Raw genomic sequence first — 23,489 nt, 5'->3', positions numbered from 1 at the left:
CGCATCAGGGTACGGGCGAACAAAGGGTAGCGGGTATCGACAGTGAGACGCTAGTGTTTGACATCGAAGAAATAGTGATCGAGCGTATTTCTTTTACATCAAGGGCAAGGCCAGTTGTACCCAATACACCTAAAATATGATTTGCGACATGAGGCCACCTTTTGAAGCGGATAGGTGGTTTTTCAAAATTTCACTCAATTTTTGACGGCGATAGCATTTGCTGCCAAAGTTTTATTAAACTGTTTGTTCACTTAATTATCTTTTAGTATATCCAACAAACTCGGAAAAATCCTGCCGCGGGGCCGCGCCGGAGAGACGACTCTCTTTGCTTGGAAATGGTTTGAGAAGATCGAGTTTCGTCATCAACTGCCCGAATCCGCTGAAAAATGAAAAGGATAGTAGCGGGTTGACAATTGATTTCGAGTCACTTATAATTGACTCAGAATCAAATAAACAGGTGGAGGTTTTATTCATGAGTCAAAAAGTCGCATTGATTACAGGGGCATCTTCGGGGATCGGTAAAGAGGCGGCCATTGAGCTGAAAAACAAAGATTTTACGGTGTATGCGGCTGCTCGGCGTATCGACAAAATGCAGGATCTTGCGACAAAAGGCATTCGTCCCATTTCCTTGGATGTCACTAATGATGAATCCATGATTCAGGCTGTCAATGAAATTCTTAAAAAAGAAGGCAGAATTGACATCCTTGTTAACAACGCCGGATATGGTTCTTATGGAGCGGTAGAGGATATTCCAATGGAAGAGGCCCGGCGCCAGATGGAAGTGAATGTATTCGGACTGGCTAGAATGATCCAGCTTGTGACGCCGATCATGCGAAAAAACAAATTTGGTAAAATTGTGAATGTCTCTTCAATGGGCGGCAAGATTTGGACGAATTTCGGCGGATGGTATCATGCAACCAAATTTGCCGTTGAGGGCCTTTCGGACTGCTTGCGACTTGAACTGGAGCCTTTTGGCATTGATGTTATTGTTGTGGAGCCGGGCGGAATTAAAACGGACTGGGGAATCATTGCCGCCGAAAGTCTGAAAAAGGTATCGGCAAAAGGGGCATATGCTCAGGCTGCCAACAAAGCGGCCGAGGGAATGATTAAAAATTATACGGGCAATCAATTATCGAAGCCCGAGTTGATTGCACGCACCATCGGCAAAGCTGTGACCGTAAAAAGACCGAAAACGCGCTACCTGGTTGGTTTTATGGCGAAGCCTATGGTGTTTATGAAAACTGTCTTTGGAGACCGTGCCTACGACAGAATTATCAAAAGGTTCGGCTAATCCTACAAATACAATTATTACGAAAAGGCCAAAGCCATCGGGGAATTGCTCAAGAAAGCTCACCGTGACAAAGAAACGAATGCCATTGTCATTGACAATCGTGAGGCAAAAGGGGCTTGGACACAGGAGGTTAATAAAGTCTGATAGAGGCATCGATGGAAGTCAGCAATGAAATTCCGAAAAAGGTCGCTACATTAACAAGCGATGCTGTCGCTACCATGCAAATCAACCGACTTTCCAGGAACAACGGAGCCGAAAAAATGTCCAAAGCATTTTGCAGCGATTTCGATGAATCGGTTAGGGCCTTCTTGATGGGATAATAAGAGGAAGCCAGAACTACTTTGACTCCAGATCGATGAACCCTTAAAATAAATCGAATGGAGTGATGAATATTATGGCAAAACGTGCAATGACTCCCGAGGCAAAGGCCTTAAAAGCAAAGGCCATTATGGATAAAGCGGCTGAAATGTTTCTTTCATCGGAGTACGAAAAAATAAAGATGTCCGATATTGCCAAGCAGATGGGTATGTCGAATGGAATTCTGTTTGTGTACTTTAAAACAAAAGAAGCCTTGTTTTTTAGCCTGCTTTGCCGGGAGTATGAGAAGCGACTCGCTCGCCTGACGGAGATGGCGAAGGAGACACCTATGCGGAGGTTCGATGACTTTAAAAATCTCGTCATGAATGAGCTGATGGAGCTGGTCGACCATAATCCCCTTTACATCAGGCTGGAATCCATGCGTACAGCGGTTTTCGAAAAGAATGTGGACCCTGAAACCATGCTGAATCAGAAAATCAATCTGTACCAATTAATGTTAGAGCTAGTAGCCATTATTTGCGCTTCGGACGCCATAACCCCCGAAGATGTGATGGAGATTCTTCAGGCAGAGGCCTCCATCATAACTGGCTGCAAACTATCTGCGACCTTGCCCGCGGAGGTTGTTGACATCATCAAGAAGAACGGACTGAATGGACTCAAACGCAATTTTAAAGAAGACGTTAGAAAAACGATGATTTGTTATTTGGATGGCTATAATAAGCATTTATAGCCACTCGTTGATCGAAGCCATAAAGGCTGAAGAAGAAGAAGCTGAGGCGGGAGTTCTCCCGCAAACGGAGGGGTATGATGACGAACAGGAAGCAGATTAACACAGTGGTTGTAGCTGGCGCTACCGGAATGATGGGGAGACAGCTTGTTAAGCTCCTTCTTGAGGATGCTACCTATCAACGAATCATTGTACTTGTTCGTCGGAGTATGGGCATATCCCATCCGAAATTGGTGGAGAAGAAAGTTGTTTTTGACAACCTGGAGAATGAGATAGATGCTTCTGTGCTGAAAGACGCCGACGTCTACTGCACTTTAGGTACGACAATAAAACAAGCGGGTACAAAAGAAGCCTTTCGTAAAGTTGATCATGCGTACCCGCTGACTCTTGCTAAAGCAGCTCTTCGACATGGTGCTGCCAGCTATATCATTGTTACCGCTATGTGGGCATCTGAAAAATCCAGAATGTTTTACACGCGTGTGAAGGGGCAGTTGGAGCAGGAGTTATTGTCTCTCGGTTTGCCACGTCTTGTCATCCTGCGTCCTTCACTTTTGTTAGGGGAGCGGGAAGACGAAAGCTTTGGGGATCGGGCAACGGACACCATTTTTCGCTTGATTGATCCCTTACTGCTTGGGCCGCTAGCCAGAATGAAGGCTATCCCGTCCAAGGATGTGGCTCAAGCTATGGTCATGATGGCGCATGAAGGGGAAGCGGCAGTTGAAGTGCTGGAATCTGAAATGATTTCATTGAAGATAAGCAAAAGAAACGCTCTTTCCAGAGTTTAGGATCACTCATAATAATGATTTAGAGCATATTGACGTTGTGGTTAATTTTGACCCATCAGAAATGCCGGAATCCCTTGTCCCATAAGGCTTTTCACCGTTCTACTACTTCGCTTTTCTCGCTTTGTCATCACATAACTTTAATTTTCTCAGCCAAGATATACGAACCAGACGCTAATGGGTTATACGCAGAAAAAGATATACGCACCTGATTTTTACGTGATATACGAAGCTGATAATATGAGCATAGTGGTGAAGCAAGAAACAGTCAAGTCTAAAAAGATCAATCACCAAATCGGCCGAATCCATAAATCTCTTAACGGATTCGTCAAAGGGAACAAATTACAAATCAGTATCTTTGAATGGTGCTATGAGCCGATGGATAATGCAAAATTACGAGATAAAAATTTAATACTTCACAACTCAACTTTCGCAGCTTAATTTCGGCAGATAAGCCTTGATGTAACTGGGTAAACCGGCAATCCATTGTTGAAGTTGTGTTTGAATGAGTGTTGTGATTTTCTTGCTCGCTTTCTTAGCCACATCTTCAAGTATTTCAATGATCTGCTTCAGAGCAACCGCCCAATCCAGTTGACTGACTTCATCGCAGAGCAGATGAAATAAGCCGCCCAATGTACGGTTGTCGGTGCTTTGTCGATGTTGCCATGCCAGCAATAAGTAACGAGAAAAGACAATCGTAGTGTGACTGATCAGCAAATCATAAGAACGCCAATGGGGTTGACTTATTATTATTCATCTTTTATATTTAACCATATGGTTGAACAAAATAATAATCTAGATAGTGTTTTCCACGCCTTGGCTGATCCAACCCGAAGAGAAATTGTTCGTCTTACTGCCTCTCAGGATCGTACAGTATCAGAATTGGCGGTACCTTTTGATATGTCTTTAGCAGCTATTTCTAAGCATATTAAAGTCTTAGAAAGGGCAGGTATTCTTGAAAGGAGTGTAAAAGGAAGAACACATATTTGTCGCCTCAATGCCGAATCCTTATCTACGGCTACAGATTGGCTGCGCTTTTACGAACGTTTTTGGAACAGACAGTTTAACGCTCTTGAACGGGAGCTTAATAACGCTAAAAATGAAGAACATTAAGGTATTTGCAGCAAACTTATTACGATTAAATTATTATGAAAGGATGATTGAAATGATCACTTCAACAACTACACTAACAATGACACGTCGTTTTGATTTCTCTGTGGAAAGAGTGTTTGATGCGTGGGTAAACCCAGAAATGATGAGTAAATGGCTATTTAATCCAGAAGAAAAAGCTAATATTGTAGAGAATGACTTTTGCGTCGGCGGGGCCTATAGAATCAGAGACCCCAAAGGGGGAGAAGCTATTGGTGAATATCTTGAAATCGATAGACCCTTCCATTTGGTATTTACATTTCAAATCCCCAAATATAGCGAAACGATAGATCGAATAACCGTATTATTAGAACCCATAGATGATGGCTGCAAAATGACTTTCACACAAGAAATAGTGGTTCCTCATGAAGAAGGATGGAACACTGAAGATATTGAAAGGGCGCACCGTGAATTTAGAGATGGTTCTGAACAGGGATGGAACAACATGTTTGATGTTTTAGTTAAACATTTATTCAACAGAAATAACCCCCAAAAATAACTAATCGAAACACAAGCATGAACTTTATTGAATGGCTTTTTTTGATTTAATAGTAGTCTCACTGTTTCACGATTGGAAAACAATATGACATTTGGCGAAGTTTCTTAAACAAACGTGTCGGGTGACAAGAACATTATCTCATTAATTGCCGCATAAATGGCGGCTTTTTTGATTTATGGGATAAAGTTCTTGTCAACTTTCAATGACAAGAACTTTATCCCATTCCCGATGATGGTTACATAATGTGGTAAATCACCAAAAATGGATTGGTATTAAGCTATTTGGCAGAATTGTTTGATTTACCATCCTTCGTTAAATTAAATTTGTATTCGGTCAGGCCAGGACTGTGCACATTAGCAATCCATGAGAAACCGGACATGCTGTTGGATGATAAAATGTAGACATAAAGGAGGCTGCATATGGAACGTGTAATCTTGATGATGAATGTGCGAGAAAACCAGGGAGGAGAGTCAGTCGCATGGCAAAGATCGTTTTCGCATTGAACCAGTCTCTGGACGGATTCGTCGACCACGACCACCCGGCATTTCAGCCCGACCCCGTGCTATTCCGTCATTTCATCGACGACGTGCGCGGCCTGGCGGGCAGCCTGTACGGGCGCCACATGTACGAGACCATGCGGTATTGGGACGGAGACCATTTTGAATGGGATGCGCCGGAACGGGAATACGCAGCGGCGTGGCAAAGCAAACCGAAGTGGGTGGTGTCGAGGACGTTAAAGTCCGTCGGTCCGAACGCTTCTCTGATCGAAGGCGACCTCGCAGCGGCCATACGTGGGCTGAAGGCTCAGCATGAAGGGGAGATTGAAGTTGCCGGGCCGGAGTTGGCCCACAGTCTAACGGAGCTCGGTCTCGTTGATGAGTGTCGACTCTATCTCCATCCAGTCGTGCTGGGTCACGGCAAGCCGTTCTTCGCCGGTCCGCGGCCGCCGCTGCGCCTCGTGGCAAGCGATCGAATTGGCGAGAAGGTGATCAGGTTGACCTACGTTCCAGCTTAGTTGTGCGGTTGACCCAGCGGCCTAAAGGGCACGTTACTTTAATAGGGATTCTCCGGCTGTAGCGGCAGTCAGAGGATCCCTTATTCTTTAAATTTGTTCAGTTATGCGAAATGACATAGTTATTTATGGAATTGACGATTGACCTAACGAGTACGATAGCGCAATAACCAGGGAGCAACTCGCCACGCGGCAGCTGCTCCTTGGTTTCGTCATTCGTCGTTGAACTCTAACAAGGAACTATACTTCAATAAACCACGTCAAGAAGCTGCCGCAATTACGATCGGCAGCTTTGTTCCGATACTGGGCAGGATAATGACAATCACATATAGAAACATATGGTAAAAATCAAATGGCAATACGGAATGGGATAAGAAGTAAATAGTTTTAAATGAGGGGAGGACTGAGATGGGAAACTACATTTGTTGTCGATCTATGAATATAGATTTTAAAGTGAGCAACGGCGCTTTTAATGAGACTATGTTCTTGTAACCCGACAATTGGATGGCCGATTGCCAAGCGAAATTTGCCTGTACCGCTCGAAATACGGCCAGTCCTCGACTTTGATTCGCGGCTGCAACACCAGTTCGGCGTTCCGCAAACATGGTATGATCAACACTGCGGCTTTTTAATTTTATGAAATCAAGTCCATGTCATTAGTTAGTGACAAGAACTTGATCTCATTCCCGGTTTTGACAAGAACATAATTTCCGACAAGATATATTTTAAGCCTATTTTGAAACCGAAAAATATGCTATATTAGGGTTGATTTGTTATTAAACTTGGAGGGCTTTATTGAGTATGAAATTAAGGAGTGTAATAGAGGCTCAATATTAGCCTCAAGTTTATTTTATACAGCATAGCGCAAACAAAGAACATGGACTTAGCTCCTCTGTCATCTGCTGCCGTGACATGGGGAGTCAGCCAAGGGTTATTGGCGGGTCCATACTATAACTCAGGCTGGGTTCATGAAGATGTCGATCGGGCGTATAAACGAAAATTGCCTACGATAGACTAAGAAAGGCAGCGTAGGACGAAGCCACACAAAGAGTAAGCAGTCATAATGAACAGGACTTGCAAAATGAACGGTACCAGACAGTTAGCTATGGCAGGGGTGTCCCATATTATGGTGAGTGCTATTGGATTTGATTTCCAGGAAGGCGAAGCCATTCAAGCCTTGCTAGATCAGGGGCTATCGAAAGGAGAAGACGAGAAGCTTCGTCGAATGAACAAAAAGAAGAAGGCCATCACTCTTGGATAGAGACATTACAGGTCTGTCTATTTAAAGGGATTCCAGCGAAGTTTGAAAAAATCAAAATTAACGTAAGCGATTTCATTGATTGCGCGCATCCCGGTTACTTGGAGGAAACAGTATGAAGTGGTCCATACCTAAATACAGAATGCGTCTGATTACTTTTTGTCTAATGATCGGCATCTGTCCAGTTATTTTTGTTGGGTTAGCCTCTTACCTTCATTCTTCCAGTGAAATTCAGGATAAGGTCAATCAGGGGAACAAACAACTGTTGTTGCAAACCCAACAGCGCATCGAACGGGTTCTTTATACCATCGATAATACGCTTTCTCAGTTTATAGGCGCTTATGTTGTTAACCAAGCTCTACATGAACCGCTGAATTCAGAACAATTTGAGATGTTGAACGAGCTGTTTCGGGGATTATACTGGATTCAATCCTATGAATTGGGAGTTAAGGATATCCATTTGGTCAGTCTCGAAAACCGTTGGATTATTGACAGCCGCGGCTTGCAGAAGTTCGGAGATTTTTCCAGCATTATGGAAGAGTATCGGAATTTCGCAGCTACCACCTTTTGGGTCAAGCAAAATGCTAATATAGGTTTGTACCAAACAAGGGAGGGGACGGATGGATATTTGCTTGAAGGTCAATCTATCCATCTCGTCAAGAAGCTACCAGTGAACGCTCTGAATCCATCCGGCTTCATCCTTGTGGAAATTCCCGTAAAAGAGATCGCGCGTATGCTTAATGTCGATTCAGCACTGGGCAGTTTATTTATTCTGGACAGTCAATTCAACCCGCTCGTCATTGGCGCAGACAAGGAGGATCCCGGCGTCCTCAAGCAATTTTTAAGCGTTTATGGGGCGGATAACGCCAACCATCAAACGAATTTCGACTATAACGGACGGCGCTACAGCATCACGTATGAGAAATCTAATTACAACAACTGGATCTATGGATCAGTTGTCTCGATCGAGCAGTTGACCCGTGATTCCTCGCAAATCGGGTGGATCACTTTAGTCACCTGCTTGGGCATTATTGTGATTACTGTCGCAGTATCCTTGCAATTATCAGGTAGGCTGTACAAGCCCATCCTTCACCTGTACCATGCCTGCATGGGGCAAGAGAGGCTGCGCGGCAAAACGGATGAGTTCGATGCGATATCCGTCCGGCTTAAAAGAATGAATACACAATTGGAAAACAATTTGCCGTTGCTGCAAAGCTATTTTATCCGCAAACTGTTCATGGGCGAAGTGAGACCTGAGGAAACTCCGCAACAACTGATGGACTACCAGTTATCCGGTCCTTGGGACATGATGTGTGTATACGCCCTGCAAATCGACAATCTGGACGATACACGTTTTTCGGAGAAAGATAAAGATTTGCTGATGTTCGCCATCAACAACATTGTCCAGGAATTGCATCCACCGACATTCAGGCTGGGGTGCATCCCGATGCAGCAGACTCAAATTTTCCTGATTGGGCGTAACAATCTATCGGAAGAATCGTTCAAAACGACAATGTTCGAAATTGCCGAGACCCTCCAATCACATGTGGAACAGTTCATGAAGCTTAAGCTCGCTATTGGCATCAGCAGGCCTACGACTTCCCTGGTGGAGGCGGTGGAAGCGTGTCAGGAAGCAGTGGAAGCGTTAAAGTACCGCATTCGCCTAGAGAGGGAGACCCTGCTCTATATTGAAGATTGTTTGCCCGGCCAGTGCGCCCGTCCGACATACCCTTCACGGTCGGCGAATCAATTGCTGGATGCGATCAAAGCTGGCGACGCCGCAATCATCGACGAGCTAGTACACTCTTTTGTCGTCGAGGTGCTGCGGGTCGATTTGAGCCATCGGGAGTACCAAGTCATGCTTGTCCGTTTCTTGACCGATGTAATCACTCTGGAGCGAGAGTATGGCGAACCGACGGGGCTGGAGTTCGATGAACGGGGACGATCGGTGTTCGATCAGTGCTTCGAACTTCAAACCGCACAGGAAATTGAACATTGGCTAGGGCAATCAATTATTCACCCGCTTGTGCAGCATATGGAAAAACGCCGCTTGTCCCAATACCAGATTACTGCTGAAGCAATGCGCCAGATTATTCATGACGAATATGACACCGAGTTGACGCTGGAGATATGTGCGCAACGGCTCAACTACCATCCTAACCATCTCAAACGAGTGTTTCGTATCGTTCACGGGATGAATTTTAGTGATTATGTGTCTGCTCATCGCATGAATATGGCCAAGCTATGGCTAACCGAAACAGAGATGAGTATAGCTGAAATCGCTCGCAAGCTACAGTATAATAATTCGCAAAACTTCATCCGTTTCTTTCGCAAAACGGAAAGTGTCACACCCGGGGAATATCGCAAACGCGCCTTCGAACTGAAAGAAGGGAGCAGCCTGTAACCTTAGTATATTCGGACCTTCGTGCCAGTGGTGCGGAGGTCTTTTGTCTTTCATTCTCGCATGTATAATCAGTTCGTTTTGCAGGCCTGTCCGTGATGCTCCTTGATGATTGTTTAAGGTAGAGTTCCGCCCAAAGTGCATTATGTTCCTCAAAGATTGTAGACGGTTGCGCGAACTTCCGCCTAAGATGAGCATGACGGTTGGCCAACCAAATCAACGAAAAAGGAGGGAAAGCGTGCATCAGACGCAAACGACACGCCTCACCGGAATCGGCAAGACGGGATTGCTGGTGAATCTTCGGTGGATGGTTAAAAATTATCGATTATATGTTATGCTGCTCCCCGGTGTCGTCTACTTTTTGGTCTTTAAATATTTGCCGATGTGGGGAGTTCTCATTGCATTTCAAGATTTTCAGCCGCACTTGGGATTAACAGGGAGCCCTTGGGCGGGCTTCAAACATTTTAACCGATTTTTCAGCGACCCCCTGTTTTGGATGCTATTTCGAAATACACTCGTTCTGGCAGTATATAATCTGGTCTTCTTTTTTCCGATGCCGATTGTGATCGCGCTGCTGCTGAATGAGTTGCGTCACGAGCTGTACAAGAAGATGATCCAGACGATGATCTATATCCCCCATTTTGTTTCCTGGGTGGTGGTTGTCGGTATTGTGTACGTCTTTTTTACGACCGAAGGCGGCCTCGTCAATGAACTTATCGCTTGGTTCGGATTCAATAAAATCCCTTTCCTGCTGAGCGAAGAATGGTTCCGTACGCTGATTATCAGCGAGGTCATTTGGAAGGAGACCGGCTGGGGGACGATTCTGTTTCTCGCCGCATTGGCAGGGGTCGACCCATCCTTGTACGAGGCGTCCAAGATCGACGGTGCCAATCGATGGCACCAGCTGTGGCACATTACTGTGCCAGCAATCAAGAGTACGATCATCATCCTGCTGCTATTGCGTCTTGGACATTTTCTCGATCTCGGATTTGAACAGATTTATTTGATGCTGAATGCGATGAACCGCGAAATCGGCGAAGTGTTCGATACATTCGTTTATACGAACGGGGTTCAGCAAGGTCAGTTCAGCTACAGCACGGCCGTAGGATTGTTCAAGTCGGCGGTAAGCCTGGTTCTGGTCGTCGGCGCCAATTATATTACGCGTAAAGCGGGAGAAGAAGGCATTTTTTAGGCTGAAAACAGAAAGGAGACTTCCCGATGGTTAAGCACAAAACCTGGGGCAGCCGAATATTCGACGGATTCAATTATGCATTTCTTTTGATTTGTTCTCTGATATCGATTATTCCGTTTGTTTATATTGTTGCTGGTTCGTTTACAGCTGCGGAAGAGTTCGTGAAGCATCAATTTCTGCTGTTCCCGACAAAGTTTTCGTTAAACGCTTACGAATACATCTTTTCCTCGAACGTATTAATTCACAGTCTCGGGGTATCCGTATTCATCACGGTGGTAGGCACGATCGTCAATTTAGCGTTCACCTCCATCATGGCCTACCCGTTAGCCCGCAGCGATCTGGTTGGGCGTCGTGTCGTGATGATGATGGTGGTTTTTACGATTTTGTTCAGCGGAGGCATTATCCCTACGTTCCTGGTGGTGAAAGCGGCCGGTCTGCTCGACAGCATCTGGGCATTGATTATCCCCGGAGCCATCAGCGGCTTCAATCTGATTCTGCTTAAAAATTTCTTTCAGCAACTGCCGGAAGGCTTGGAGGAAGCCGCCAAGATTGACGGTTGCTCCGAGTACGGCATCCTGTTTCGGATCGTGTTACCGTTGTCGCTACCGGCGCTCGCAACGTTCGGACTTTTTTATGGGGTAGGACACTGGAATACGTATTTCAACGCCATTCTGTATATCAATAGTCCGGAGAAATGGCCCATTCAGGTTTGGCTTCGGCAAATCGTTATCTTATCGCAGGGAGGCATCGGCGATTCAGCGCAACTGGATAGCGAATTTGTCATCCCCCCTCCCCGAGTGATCAATATGGCAGTCATCGTGGTAGCCACGCTACCTATTCTGGCTGTGTACCCGTTCCTGCAAAAACATTTTGCAAAAGGGGCCCTGCTCGGTTCCGTCAAGGGATAACAATACGAAATCGACATTTTTAGAGGAGGTCTTGAAAATCATGAGAAAAACCATGAAGTGGACTGTAATGGTCAGTTTGTCGAGCATCATGACCATTACAGCGGGATGTAGTGGAACGCCGCCGCAGGGAACAAGCGCGGGAAGCGGAAAGCCGGCGGAGCAGGCCGTACAAGCCCCTCCCAAGATCACGATGATGAATATTTTTTTCGATCCCGAGCCGCCTGCTGCCAATTCGGATGCGATGAAAATCATTCGTCAGCATACGCAAACGGATCTCGAAGTGAACTGGGTGCCTTCCAATACGTATAACGACAAGCTGAACGTAACGATCGCTTCAGGGCAGTTGCCCATGATGATCGCCGTCCAGAACCAGGGTAAGGACCCCAGTATTATCAATGCGGTCCGCTCAGGCCTATTCTGGGAAGTAGGTCCATACCTGAAGGATTACAAAAATTTAAACAATATGAACCCTCTGGTGAAAACGAATTTGTCGGTGGACGGGAAAATATACGGCATTCCCCAGCATCAATATTTGACGCGTGAAGGGGTAACCTTCCGAAGAGACTGGTTGGATGCGCTCGGGTTGAAAGAGCCGAAGTCGATTGATGATCTCTACCAGGTCATTAAGGCATTCGCTTTGAATGATCCGGACAAAAACGGGAAGAACGATACGATCGGACTTGCTGAATATGGTTCGCTCGGCAGCTTTAATTCGATGCTCGTCTATCATGGCGGCGTACCAGGCTGGGATGTGAAGGACGGAAAGCTCGTTCCCGACTTGATGACACCTGAATATTTGAACACTTTGAAATTTTATAAAAAGTTATTCGATGAGAAATTGATCAATGCCGATTTCCCTACCCTCAAGAACAATCAGGCGAATGAGTTGTTTGAAAAAGGTAGAGCTGGCATGATGATCGGTGGCAAGCAGTACGCGTACGACCGCGAACCGAACTTGAACAAGAACGTGCCCGGTTCCAAAATCGACCTCGTTACCCAGATATCCGGCCCTAAAGGAATTCGGGCTTTGGCCACTCCCGGATTCACCAGCGCGTATATGTTTCCCAAATCGAGCGTAAAGACCGAAGCCGACTTGAAGAAGGTGCTCGCTTTCTGGGACCGGATGGCCGACAAGGAGATTCAGGACTTGATGGTATGGGGCATCGAGGGCCAGCACTACACCATCAAGGACGGGATGTTCGTCCGGACTTCGGACGGCAACGACAGATTCCAAAAGGAGATCAATCCACTGCGACAGCTTCGTTCGCATGACGTATCCCTGGTCTCCAAAGGGACGCTCGGCGCGATGCGGACGAAAGTGGATGAGTCCTATAAAATCGACGACCCTGTAGCCGTAAACAACCCTGCATTTAGCCTGGTATCGAATACATGGACGGAAAGAGGCAACGAATTAAATAAATGGGTCGAAGATAACCGGGTCAAATTCGTGCTTGGCGCCCTTGACGATAGTGGTTGGAACAATGTGATCGAGCAATGGCTGCAAAAAGGCGGCGACAAAGTCATTGCAGAATACAACGAGCAGTACAAAAAAGTAAATGCCAAATAAATGGCACGGTCAAACGATACGGGTAGGCCTTGGCAGCTACGCATTCCGATATGCCGTCGGATTTTCGGGGTTCCAACCGCCTCAGCCGATGAAGCTAAATGATTTTTTGGCAGCAGCCGCCGAGCTCGGGTACGAAGGCGTTCAGCTCTGCGAGAACCTGCGCTATTCTGGGCATCCCCGGGATTCATTGCTAGCGGCCGCCGAACAAGCGCGTGAACTGGGGTTGTTCGTGGAACTCGGCATGCGGGATTTGGGTGGCGAGACTCTGCGTCGTCATCTGGAGATCGCCGAAGTGTTCGGCTCCCGGCTGATTCGTTTGGTGTTGGGCGCCGAATCAGCTTTCCCGGAGAAACAGCCGCAGCGAATGAAGGAATCAGCCGTGAAAATCTTGACGAACGCCTTGGGCGAATTACGGGACCTGGATGTAATTGTCGGTTTGGAAAATCACTTCGATTTGGCTTCCGATGATTTGCTCTCCATCGTCGAGGAGGTGGGGGACAGCCGGGTAGGGTTGATTCTGGATACGACCAATGGCCTTGGATTTCTGGAGAAGCCGGAAGTCACGCTCGCAAAGTTTATCCCCCATCTTGTTTCCATTCACCTAAAGGACTACCAAATCCGCAAAGTGGAGGCGGGATATTTCGTGACCGGAACTGCTTTGGGGGAAGGGCTTCTGGATGTGAAAGGCATTCTTCGGAACGTCCTTGGAACGAGGAGACCTCTATCGATCATCGTGGAGCTGACGACACGACGAACGGACGACTTGACCGATATCCTGGCTTGGGAAGCGGATATGAACTATCGCAGCATGAACAGCTTGCGACAGATGATAAGAGAAATGGAGGCTTAAAGGAAGTCGATGGGTAAATATGCGGTAATTTCGGGATTTTTGGGCGGCGTCAAAAACCGGTTCATGACTTATCAGAATGATAGGTCGCTAGAACAAAAAATAGAGCTTGCCTCGCACATTAAAGGAATAGCCGGTCTTGAGCTCTGCTATCCAGATGACTTCGATGATTTCGAGCGTACTGTGCAGTGGCTGGATCAGTACGGACTGCAGGTGTCGGCGATCAATTTCCGCTCCCGCCGTAGCGGACGTTGGATGAGAGGCTCCTTTACTTCGGAATCAGCCGAGGAACGACAAGAGGTGCTTGAGAGCTTGAAGGAAGCTATGGACGTTGCGGAGAAGCTCGGCTGCAACCGGGTAACGACGTGCCCGCTGAACGAGGGCCATGACTACATCTTCGAGATGGAATATGGCAGGGCGTATGATTATTTCGAGCAGATAATCAGGGAAGCAGCTTTATATAATCCCCGGGTTCGCCTTTGTATCGAGTATAAGAACAATGACCCGCGTGCACGTTGTTTTTTGGGAAATGCCGGGGAAACGCTCGCCTTTTGCCAGCAGGTCGGTCTGCCTAATGTGGGTGTCACCCTCGATTTTGGTCACTCGATCCAGGCAGGGGAGCGACCAGCGCAAGCGGCCGTCATGCTGGCGCGAAGTCAGCGTCTGTTCTATGTTCATTTGAACGACAACGATAAGGTGTGGGATTGGGATATGCTTCCGGGTGCCTACAATTTATGGGATACGCTTGAATTTATTTATTACCTTAAGAAAATCGGCTATGACGATTGGTATTCGTACGACATCATTCCTAAGGAAACGAGTACGGTGGAAAGCTTCGAGACGGCGTTCGCCATTACCGACAAATGCTTTACCTTGGCTGAGCGAATTTCTCCGGAAGTAATGGAAACGCTGCTCAAGGAACGCAATCCGAACCGAAGCTTCTCTTATTTGTTTTCCATCTTGTAAATCGGAGGGGCTATATGAAAGGATTGGCTGGAAGAACCGTGCTTATTGCGGGCGGGGGCCGGGGGATCGGCCGATCGGCCGCCGGCAAATTCGCCGAATATGGGGCTCGTGTTGCGGTAGGAAGCCGAACGGAAGCAGAATACGTGGAGACTGAAGCGTTGCTAAGAGAAGCTGGAGCCGATGCCATAGGACGTCATCTTGACGTCACTCGGCGCGACAGCATTCAGGCCTTTATTCGTCAAGCGGTTGAGCATTTCGGCAAAATCGACGTGCTTGTGTATTGTTCCGGCGTGAATGTGCGGCTACCGGCTATTGATTATCCGGAGGACGTATGGGAGAAGGTTCTCGAGGTCAACCTGACTGGAGCGTACCGGATGTGCCAGGAGGTCGGCAAAGTGATGATCCAGCAAGGGAGTGGCGGGTCCATCGTTAACGTCACGTCGATGATGTCTCACGTAGTGAGTCCCAACCAAAGTGCCTATACAGCTTCCAAAGGGGCGTTGCTCCAATATACAAAGCTACTCGCCGTCGAATGGGCAGACTATGGCATTCGGGTAAATGCATTGAGTCCGGGATATATCATTACCGAAATGACAGAAGATGCCCGGCAGCAAGCCCCCTATGTGAACGGTGTGCTCAGCCAAACGGCAATGAACCGTTTCGGGCGGGCCGAGGAGGTGGCTGAGGGCATCTGTTTTCTCGCCTCACCGGAAGCCTCGTTCGTTACCGGAGCCTGCTTGCCGGTCGACGGGGGATTTCTCGCAGGACATCCGGCGATCGTGGCCCGCTCACATGTAAAGTAGGAAGGTACTAGGTTATTATCAATGGAGGGGTTAAAACAATGGGTAAATACGTACTATCGACTCAAAATACACAATTCCTGATGAACGGGAAGCCGTTCCTGCCTATCGGGTTGCGCTGCTCCAATTCACTGCTGACCGAAGAGACAACGGATGATTTGATCGGTCATCTGGATGAATACACAGGCTTCGGCGTGAACACAATCAGCGTCTTCCTGATGGGAAGCCGGTTTGGAAACATCAAGGGGTATTTGGAAAACACCGAGCTCAATCCGGTCTATTCCACCCGCTTGGCGCGGATTATTGAAGCGGCGGACGATCGGGGGATGGCGGTCATTGTCGGTTGCCTGTATTGGGAACATTCCGATGCGAAATGGTCGTCTTGGACTCAGGAAGAGGCTAATTCGGCCGTGCACAATACGGTCAGGTGGTTGAGCGAAAACCAATACCGAAATGTCATCGTGGATGTGGACAACGAAGGAATGGCTCGTCGGAATGCCGGATTCGATAACCGGCAAATGGTGATAGCCGGTAAATCAGCAGATTCTGATATCCTGCTGGCCACTAATTATATCGGACAGCCGCCGGTAGAAGCGGACGTTGCTCTGCACTTCAGCGACAAAGCGGAGAACAAGCCTTATATCGAAAGTGAAGGGACTCCGTTGAAAGCACCAGGAAACTACTGGCATTATTACAGCAAAAACACCGACCCGAATAACTATTACCGACTCGTGGATGGAACCAATTACATCAATACCGGTGTCTATTCGGATGACATGAAGGAGAATCAGATTGAGTTGACTCGGTGGCATTTAGAACGCGGATACGGCTACATGCTAGCCTCCACCTGGCTGCAGGATGTCCCGCCGCAAGGGCCTAACCACCAACCGGGCGGCTACGGTTCGCAGGACAATCCTGGCATCCGCTGGTGGCTGAAGTTTATCCGTGATACTTACGGTGCTTAAGCCAATTCCTCCTGTCGGGTGACAAGAACATTATCTCATTAATTGCCGCGTAAATCGCGGCTTTTTTGATTTATGGGATAAAGTTCTTGTCAAATTTCAATGACAAGAACTTTATCCCATTCCCGACTGTGGTACATAACATCATAATGACGAAGATTTGAGCTGAAAAGCTTATTCCGACTAACTCTCTTTAATCAATCCACTTGGAACGGAGTAAATCGGTCTGAACGAGTGGGGGGGGGGGGTTACACAAATTTGAAAGGTGTCCTTTGTGAATATGCCCATAGCTGTTCCGCAGACAGACCATAAGTAACAATTGAAACCGATACAAATGCAATACCATTATATGGTATAATATTGATAATAAGTTCTTTCGCCGCTGATAACAGGACGGTAAAAGAATGATTTTATCTAAGTTGAGGTGTGTAAACTTGTCTACCTGTTACAAACTTATACTTTTTGATTTAGACGACACAATTCTTCACTTCGATGATTATTGGGAAGATAGTACCAAGGAAACGTTCCGACAGTATCCAATTACAATGGATATTAATACTGACCAACTCTTTGAGGTATATCGCCAAAAAGAAAAAATTTATGTGGATTTATATCATCAACAGAAAATAACTATTTATGAATATCGTACTTTCAGATTTATACAAACATTAGCGGAGTTTAATAAAGTGGCTGACGAATCAACAGCAACTAGCTTTGAACGAATATATGCTTCGATAAGTAAAAGCTTTATGAAAGCTAATCCTGAACTTTTGAATGTACTTGGTCAATTAACAAAGGTTTACCAACTAGGGATTGTGACGAATGGAACTGCTGACATTCAGTATGACAAAATTAATGCGATAGGAATTAAGCCTTTTTTTCCAAATGGAACAATTTTCATCTCAGAAGAAATTGGTTATGAAAAACCTTCCCCGCAAATTTACCAAAAAGCATTAAATTATTTTGGTGTTTCGCCAGAAGAAAATGAACTAATGGAACACCTGTAACATTTTAAATGATACGGATCACCGCTTTTTATCCTATGAAAAAGATGTTGACTGCTTTTCTGATTTCCTAATGGACTATTTGTGTAATGATGAACAGATGTCGGTTGACAAGAACATGTCCCATTAATTGCCGCGTGAATCGCGGCTTTTGTTTTTATGGGATCAAGTTCTTGTCAAATCCAAATGACAAGAACTTGATCCCATTCCCGAAATTGACAAGAACATTATCTCATTCCCGACGGATCACAGTGAATTGAAGAAGGGATTTAAGTAACAACCGGCATCGACGTTAAGCTAACGGGCAGAAGAATTCAATTGCAACATCATCAAAAATGGAGGGATGATTATGAGAATTACTCGAACCACGGATTATGAATTGCTTACATGCTTGAATAAACACATACACGAAATACATGTAACGTTATACCCAGAGTATTTTGTGGAATATAACTTCGAAACTATTCGAGAATCATTTAAGCAGTTGGTGACGAATGAGAATTTGATCTATTTAGTTTTGGAGGATATGGGAGAACCGCTTGGTTACGCATGCGTCGAAATCAACGAGTATCCCGAAGATGCCCAAACGAAAAAGAGAAAGTCAGTATTTGTGCATGACTTCAGTATCGTAGAAGGACAGAAAAGGCGAGGATATGGGTCGTATCTAATGAGTCATATATATGACATTGCAAGGAGTAAGGGAATAGACCTGGTTGAACTGAGTTACTGGGCTAAAAATGAACATGCGGAAAGTTTTTATAACAAGCATGGGTTTGTAAATTACAGGAAATTAGTATACAAAAAGCTGTAAGTTCTTTTTGACGGAGGAACAAGCATGACTGCATTTGAATGAATAGCCAGTTTGATTACTTGTTACGCTAACGGGAACTTGAGCACAACAACAACGATAGGCTGCCGGAATTATCGGCAGCTTGACAAGGCCACCGGCAGATCAATCGGTGGCCTCGTTCACCTAAAGGGCAGTATTGTTCAACAGATTTACTCGCACCGCGGTGGCTTGTTTCTGGAATTGAGCTATTAGCAATAGCTCAAACAAGGCTAGACTATCACTGACTGTATCTGTCAACTATATTGAAGTGCACTACAAGTAGGAGGCGATTCAAGTGATCAATAAGTCCAATGAATTACCGGTTATGTTTTTTGGCGAACAGCAATCTCTCGAGAATTGGCTTGAGAACAATCATGACACTTCACCGGGAATCCGGTTGCAAATCGCGAAAAAAAATTCCGGTGTGGTTACCGTATCCTACGATGAAGCACTTGAAAGTGCATTGTGTTACGGATGGGTTGACAGCCAGAAGGAAAAGTTTGATSAAAAAATGTGGGTTCAACGATTTACTCCGCGTAGGGCTAGGAGCATCTGGTCGAAAGTGAATAAAGACAAAGCAGAGCTTCTCATTACAAATGGAAGAATGAAGCCCTCTGGGTTCAAAGCGATTGAAGTTGCCAAAAAGAATGGACAATGGGATAAGGCCTACGAATCGCAAAGTATCGCTTCTATGCCTGAGGATTTCGCAATTGAACTTGAGCGTAATGTCAAAGCTAATCAGCCTCTATCGATTTTGAACTAACGGGAACGATAGCGCGGCGATGGAACCGATCCATCGTGTCGGGTGACAAGAACATTATCTCATTAATTGCCGCATAAATGGCGGCTTTTATGATTTATGGGATAAAGTTCTTGTCAAATTTCAATGACAAGAACTTTATCCCATTCCCGACGATGGTTACATAACATCATATTGACCGAGTTTGTGCCGAAAAGCTTATTCCGAACAACTTCCTTTAAGGGAGACGATATGGCGACGCCGAAGGTGACGAACGCCGCTTTCCACAATCCGCTGAGTTCGCTGGATCGGATCGTGTTCTGGTCGAATCCGGACACGGTCGGTACCGCCTACTTCGATAACATCACGATAACGACTCCGTAACGGCGGAGCGGCAAGACACGAGCCCCCTGAAGCAGAAGGATCCGGGTGACAAGCCAGGACCGCTTACTTTAGGGGGTTTTTATTTCCAATCCCAATAAGCGTATAATGAAGTTATCCCATAATGGATTGGAGAGTGCAGTCATATGCAATATCGTAAATTAGGAAAGAATGGCCCGGAAATATCGGCCATCGGGTTCGGCTCCTGGGCAGCCGGGGGAGATTGGGGAGGCCAGGACGATCAGCTTACTGCAGAAAGCATTCGTGCCGCGTTAGATGCCGGGGTTACCTTTTTTGATACGGCACCGGTATATGGAAAAGGGCATTCCGAAGAAGTGATAGGCCAAGCCTTAAAGGGCGACCGCAGCAGGGTAGTTCTCGCGACCAAGTGTGGCATGGTGTGGGATGAGAACCTGAAGGTTTCCAAGAACGGCTCCTACGCCTCCATCATTCGGGAAGCGGAAGATTCCTTGCGTCGCCTAGGTACCGACTATATTGATCTTTATCAGATGCACTGGCCGGATACGGATACGAAGGCCTCTGCGGAAGAAACGATGCGCGCCATGGACAAGCTGGTCCAGGACGGGAAGGTCCGCTATGTAGGTGTGAGCAATTACAGCATTCCGCTGCTGGAGGAATCCCTTGCGGTCCGCCACGTCGATTCCCTGCAGCCTCCCTATTCGATTCTTAGACCGGCCATCGAGAAAGAAATTTTGCCCTACTGTCAAGAGAAGGGGATCGGGGTAGTTTCCTACAGCGCGCTAACCTCGGGGCTTCTGTCCGGCAATTATACCTATGAGACTAAGTTCCCCGAAACGGATTGGCGGTCACGGAACAAAGCTCACACGGTGGACCTGCGCAGCAACGTGGATCGTGCGGAGAAGCTGAAGGTGATCGCGAATGGGCTCGGCCTTACCCTTCCGCAACTTGCCGTCGCGTACGTCCTCGCGCATCCGGCGATCACGAGCGCCATCGTAGGTGTCCGCAAGCCGAGCCATATTCTCGGTGTGCTGCCGGCAACGGAAGTGAAGCTGGAAGAAGCGACGTTAGCGGAAATTCGCGCGATCGCCGCAAGCTGAATGGGGTGTCCTTACTCCATCAGTGTACTAGCCGTTGCTGTCACTCTTAGCGAGCGGGACGGGGCGGCGCACCGCGTGGCAAGTATACTGGAAGTGAGTAGGTTTCAAAATGTTCAGTCATTTCCATTCCGGGCAACCTCACTTATACTTAAGGGTAGAACGGAAGTGAGGAGTGACGGGTCATGGAATATGGTAGATTGGGTAAGACCGGGCTGAATATTTCGCGGATTGGCTTAGGCTGCTGGAATTTTGGGAGCAGCAATCCGCGGCGGTTAACATCATTCATCAAGCTATCGATAAGGGAATTAATTTTTTTGACACGGCTAACCGTTATACCGGCGGGGAGTCCGAGGAGATTCTCGGCCGAGCGATCCGGGGGCATCACGATAAGCTCGTCATCGCAACGAAGGTGCATGGCCAATTGGGCCCGGGGCCTAATGAAAGCGGCCAATCCCGGTATCACATCATGCGCGAGGTCGAGAGCAGCTTAAAGCGGCTGAACATCGATTGCATCGACTTGTATCAAGCCCATGGGGTGGACTTGAATACGCCGATGGAGGAATCGCTTCGTGCGTATGACGATCTGATACGCCAAGGGAAAGTGAAATATATCGGTTGCTCCAATTTCCCGGCCTGGGTTCTTATGAAGGCGCTGTGGGTGAGCGATGTCAATAAACTGACCAGCTTCGTCTCGGTCCAGCCGAACTACAGCTTGACGAACCGAGCCATCGAGAGAGAGCTGCAGCCGATGTGCGTGGATCAGGGCATCGGGATGGTGCTCTACAGCCCGATGGGCGGCGGGATCCTCACCGGGAAATACGAGGAGCCAGTGGTGGCCGAGCGGGCAAGGCAGTTCCAGAACGGAGTCAAGGTGCTGGGGGGCATCGCCGAGAAGCTGGGCAAGACACCGGCTCAGGTCAGCTTGAACTGGATTATTCATCGTCCGGTCGTTTCCTCTGCAATCATGGGGGTTAGCCGCACCGGGCATCTGGACGATAACCTCGGAGCCGTCGGCTGGAGGCTGTCCAAGGAGCACGAAAAGCAGCTCGATGAAGCCTTCCCGGCAGGCTGAGTCCGAAGAGCTTCACGCAAACCGAACCCACTGGTTTCCCTGTGAGATCAGTGGGTTTGCTTTTTACTGTCGCGCCGCGGTCAGTTCCTCCATTCGCAGGATTTTACAAAGAAAGCACGGAGAACCGAGTTCCTGCCCGAATAGGGCTTTGACCCGTCGCTAAACGCAATCGGTCTCCACATCTTGGATAAGTATGACGATGGAATGTTAGGGCTTAGACCCGTAGAGCCATGGGATGGTCAACTTCCAGGTATTTGTGGAATATGCATGCAGAAATGTAAATTTTAGGGGAATGGATTCGATAGCTCCTCTATTCCCGCACGCTTTAAATGAAAGGGTTTTACCCATAGGACTTTGTTTTCTAAGCGGTCGTTATTTTCAAGGTGATGAAATCCTGCGAATGAGTGAGTATACGTTAGATAAACCATTAAAACCGAGGGACGGGCAGAATGCTATAATGACGTTTTAAATAAAAATTATCATTATTCTCGATTTTAGAACTGTTTGAATTAAAATAAATATTTAAGGTCATCATTCAAATGGGATATACTGGGCGATCACTGGAATCAGCAAGTAGACGCTGATCCGTGAAGTCAGGAGACGGAAAGCGATATAGTATCACAGGCTCGGCAGCTCATCGCTGTCGAGTCTTTTTTCGTTGGCAGACCCGACCCCGGCACACCCCCGACCCACCCCTTATCGCCCAGTGGCAAGCGGCTCACCAATTTACATAGCATTTTTGAGTTTAGAGGAACAAATCGGGACAATAAAACTCCGGCGCTTGGTACGCTCGGAGCTTATAAGTGTTTACTGTTTTATATCCCATTGGCTTCCGTCATAAAAATGGACGACACGCCCCCGTGGTTTGACTCTGTCAACACCCTCAGTCGTGTAATAGTATGAAATTATAAAAATGAAACTGAGGTGAGATATCCATGGGAATAAGAAGCGATATTGTTACTCTATTCTTCAATAATGTAGCAGCAGAGATAACCAATTTCCGAATCATAGGTAGCGCAGAACCTTGCACGCCGTTAATTAAAGTAGGATTAAGGGTTTCTAACGCCAGAATTTGTCTGTTGAGAAATGGCTTTATAATAGAGGAGAGAACGCCGAACATGCTTCGTTTCGTACGTATTACGTAATTATCCGGCCCATCGTCAAGGAAACTCGCGGAAATATTATAATGATATAGAGCTGGATAATTTATAAGTCCAGCGGTATGATGTCAAGTCCCTGATTCAATCGAATTGGAAATTTTCTTGGCCGTAAAGTAGATCAGTCAGGAAAAATGGACGCATCAAATCAGACCCAGCCTAAAATCCGATTTTTTACCAGAATTTWACTGGGAATCCATGAAGGACTTTGACAAAGGAGGCGTTATCCCTTCGCGTTGTTCACCTTCCKCCGTGGCGTATAAAGTTGGTCGTTGCGTAGCAGCACATCGACCAGACGCACAAGTTTTCTTGCCGTTAAGACGAGGGCGCGTTTGTGTTGGTGCTTGGGAACTTCCTTATACTTCTTCCGGTAATACTCGCCGAATTCTTCATCGCAGTTTTTCACCGAGTTGGCAGCTTCAACCAGGTAATAGCGAAGGAATCGGTTGCCGGATTTAATGCGTTTTGTATCCTCAGCCTCAAAGGGGCCAGACTGGTGTCTACGCCATGTGAGGCCTGCATACTTGGCCACAGCGGCTTGGTCATCGA

22 protein-coding genes and 1 pseudogene are annotated in these 23,489 nt (G+C 46.8%); 21 read left to right on the top strand and 2 right to left on the bottom strand.

Going from position 1 to position 23,489, the window contains the following annotated elements; translation table 11 throughout:
• Positions 1-472: 472 nt before the first annotated feature.
• From E1757_RS27980 to E1757_RS27970, 3 genes are all read left to right on the top strand, one after another.
• Positions 473-1,291 carry an oxidoreductase gene (locus tag E1757_RS27980; protein ID WP_133234462.1) on the top strand — a complete coding sequence of 273 codons (819 nt, stop codon included), beginning with the start codon at positions 473-475 and terminating at the stop codon, positions 1,289-1,291.
• Positions 1,292-1,685: 394 nt separating this feature from the next.
• Positions 1,686-2,339, top strand: a complete 654-nt coding sequence (locus tag E1757_RS27975) for a TetR/AcrR family transcriptional regulator (RefSeq protein WP_133234460.1) — start codon at positions 1,686-1,688, stop codon at positions 2,337-2,339.
• A gap of 74 nt (positions 2,340-2,413) precedes the next feature.
• Positions 2,414-3,121: an NAD-dependent epimerase/dehydratase family protein gene (locus E1757_RS27970; protein WP_246079591.1), complete on the top strand. Its 708-nt coding sequence runs from the start codon at positions 2,414-2,416 to the stop codon at positions 3,119-3,121.
• Between the two features lie 420 nt (positions 3,122-3,541).
• Here E1757_RS27970 and E1757_RS27965 read toward each other — a convergent pair.
• Positions 3,542-3,847, bottom strand: a pseudogene (locus E1757_RS27965) (IS4 family transposase); the annotation flags it as partial.
• Here E1757_RS27965 and E1757_RS27960 point away from each other — a divergent pair.
• From E1757_RS27960 to E1757_RS27885, 18 genes are all read left to right on the top strand, one after another.
• On the top strand, positions 3,821-4,231 hold the full coding sequence (locus E1757_RS27960; protein ID WP_246079589.1) for an ArsR/SmtB family transcription factor: 411 nt from the start codon (positions 3,821-3,823) through the stop codon (positions 4,229-4,231). The pseudogene E1757_RS27965 and the gene E1757_RS27960 overlap by 27 nt on opposite strands.
• Before the next feature lie 52 nt (positions 4,232-4,283).
• Positions 4,284-4,766, top strand: a complete 483-nt coding sequence (locus tag E1757_RS27955; protein WP_133234458.1) for an SRPBCC family protein — start codon at positions 4,284-4,286, stop codon at positions 4,764-4,766.
• Positions 4,767-5,244: 478 nt separating this feature from the next.
• Positions 5,245-5,781, top strand: coding sequence for a dihydrofolate reductase family protein (locus E1757_RS27950; protein ID WP_133234456.1), 537 nt, complete (start codon positions 5,245-5,247; stop codon positions 5,779-5,781).
• Between the two features lie 1,123 nt (positions 5,782-6,904).
• Complete coding sequence (locus E1757_RS36975) at positions 6,905-7,039, top strand: hypothetical protein (protein WP_281282545.1); 135 nt, start codon at positions 6,905-6,907, stop codon at positions 7,037-7,039.
• Between the two features lie 112 nt (positions 7,040-7,151).
• The gene (locus tag E1757_RS27945) at positions 7,152-9,440 is read left to right on the top strand and encodes a helix-turn-helix domain-containing protein (RefSeq protein WP_133234454.1); all 2,289 of its coding nucleotides are present in this window, start codon (positions 7,152-7,154) and stop codon (positions 9,438-9,440) included.
• Between the two features lie 304 nt (positions 9,441-9,744).
• Positions 9,745-10,629, top strand: coding sequence for an ABC transporter permease (locus tag E1757_RS27940; RefSeq protein ID WP_220446547.1), 885 nt, complete (start codon positions 9,745-9,747; stop codon positions 10,627-10,629).
• Between the two features lie 26 nt (positions 10,630-10,655).
• Positions 10,656-11,537, top strand: coding sequence for a carbohydrate ABC transporter permease (locus E1757_RS27935; RefSeq protein WP_133234452.1), 882 nt, complete (start codon positions 10,656-10,658; stop codon positions 11,535-11,537).
• Positions 11,538-11,577: 40 nt separating this feature from the next.
• Entirely contained in the window at positions 11,578-13,104 is a 1,527-nt protein-coding gene (locus tag E1757_RS27930; protein ID WP_133234450.1) for an extracellular solute-binding protein, read from the top strand.
• Positions 13,094-13,954: a sugar phosphate isomerase/epimerase family protein gene (locus E1757_RS27925; RefSeq protein ID WP_133234448.1), complete on the top strand. Its 861-nt coding sequence runs from the start codon at positions 13,094-13,096 to the stop codon at positions 13,952-13,954. Before E1757_RS27930 ends, E1757_RS27925 begins: the two co-directional genes overlap by 11 nt.
• A gap of 9 nt (positions 13,955-13,963) precedes the next feature.
• Positions 13,964-14,917, top strand: a complete 954-nt coding sequence (locus E1757_RS27920) for a sugar phosphate isomerase/epimerase family protein (RefSeq protein WP_133234446.1) — start codon at positions 13,964-13,966, stop codon at positions 14,915-14,917.
• Positions 14,918-14,931: 14 nt separating this feature from the next.
• A complete protein-coding gene (locus E1757_RS27915) occupies positions 14,932-15,720 on the top strand; it encodes an SDR family NAD(P)-dependent oxidoreductase (protein ID WP_133234444.1) in 789 nt (262 codons plus the stop codon).
• A 38-nt stretch (positions 15,721-15,758) separates the two neighbouring features.
• Positions 15,759-16,682, top strand: coding sequence for a hypothetical protein (locus E1757_RS27910; protein ID WP_133234442.1), 924 nt, complete (start codon positions 15,759-15,761; stop codon positions 16,680-16,682).
• Between the two features lie 401 nt (positions 16,683-17,083).
• Positions 17,084-17,686 (top strand): HAD family hydrolase, encoded by a 603-nt coding sequence (locus E1757_RS27905; protein WP_133234440.1) that lies wholly within the window; start codon positions 17,084-17,086, stop codon positions 17,684-17,686.
• A 346-nt stretch (positions 17,687-18,032) separates the two neighbouring features.
• Positions 18,033-18,494, top strand: a complete 462-nt coding sequence (locus E1757_RS27900) for a GNAT family N-acetyltransferase (RefSeq protein WP_133234438.1) — start codon at positions 18,033-18,035, stop codon at positions 18,492-18,494.
• A gap of 313 nt (positions 18,495-18,807) precedes the next feature.
• The gene (locus E1757_RS27895; RefSeq protein WP_133234436.1) at positions 18,808-19,275 is read left to right on the top strand and encodes a YdeI/OmpD-associated family protein; all 468 of its coding nucleotides are present in this window, start codon (positions 18,808-18,810) and stop codon (positions 19,273-19,275) included.
• A gap of 228 nt (positions 19,276-19,503) precedes the next feature.
• Entirely contained in the window at positions 19,504-19,635 is a 132-nt protein-coding gene (locus E1757_RS36970; protein ID WP_281282544.1) for a hypothetical protein, read from the top strand.
• 143 nt (positions 19,636-19,778) lie between these two features.
• A complete protein-coding gene (locus E1757_RS27890) occupies positions 19,779-20,711 on the top strand; it encodes an aldo/keto reductase (RefSeq protein ID WP_133234434.1) in 933 nt (310 codons plus the stop codon).
• Between the two features lie 238 nt (positions 20,712-20,949).
• Positions 20,950-21,783, top strand: coding sequence for an aldo/keto reductase (locus E1757_RS27885; RefSeq protein WP_342774606.1), 834 nt, complete (start codon positions 20,950-20,952; stop codon positions 21,781-21,783).
• A 1,380-nt stretch (positions 21,784-23,163) separates the two neighbouring features.
• On the opposite strand, the gene E1757_RS27880 is transcribed toward E1757_RS27885, so the two are convergent.
• The coding region (locus E1757_RS27880) for a transposase (RefSeq protein WP_133234432.1) at positions 23,164-23,489 on the bottom strand (326 nt) is incomplete at its 5' end.

Source organism: Paenibacillus piri (assembly GCF_004354045.1).
In the GTDB taxonomy this organism is placed as follows: Bacteria; Bacillota; Bacilli; order Paenibacillales; family NBRC-103111; genus Paenibacillus_S; species Paenibacillus_S piri.
Note: the sequence above shows the minus strand (reverse complement) of the source record. Positions and strands in the feature narration are given on the sequence as shown.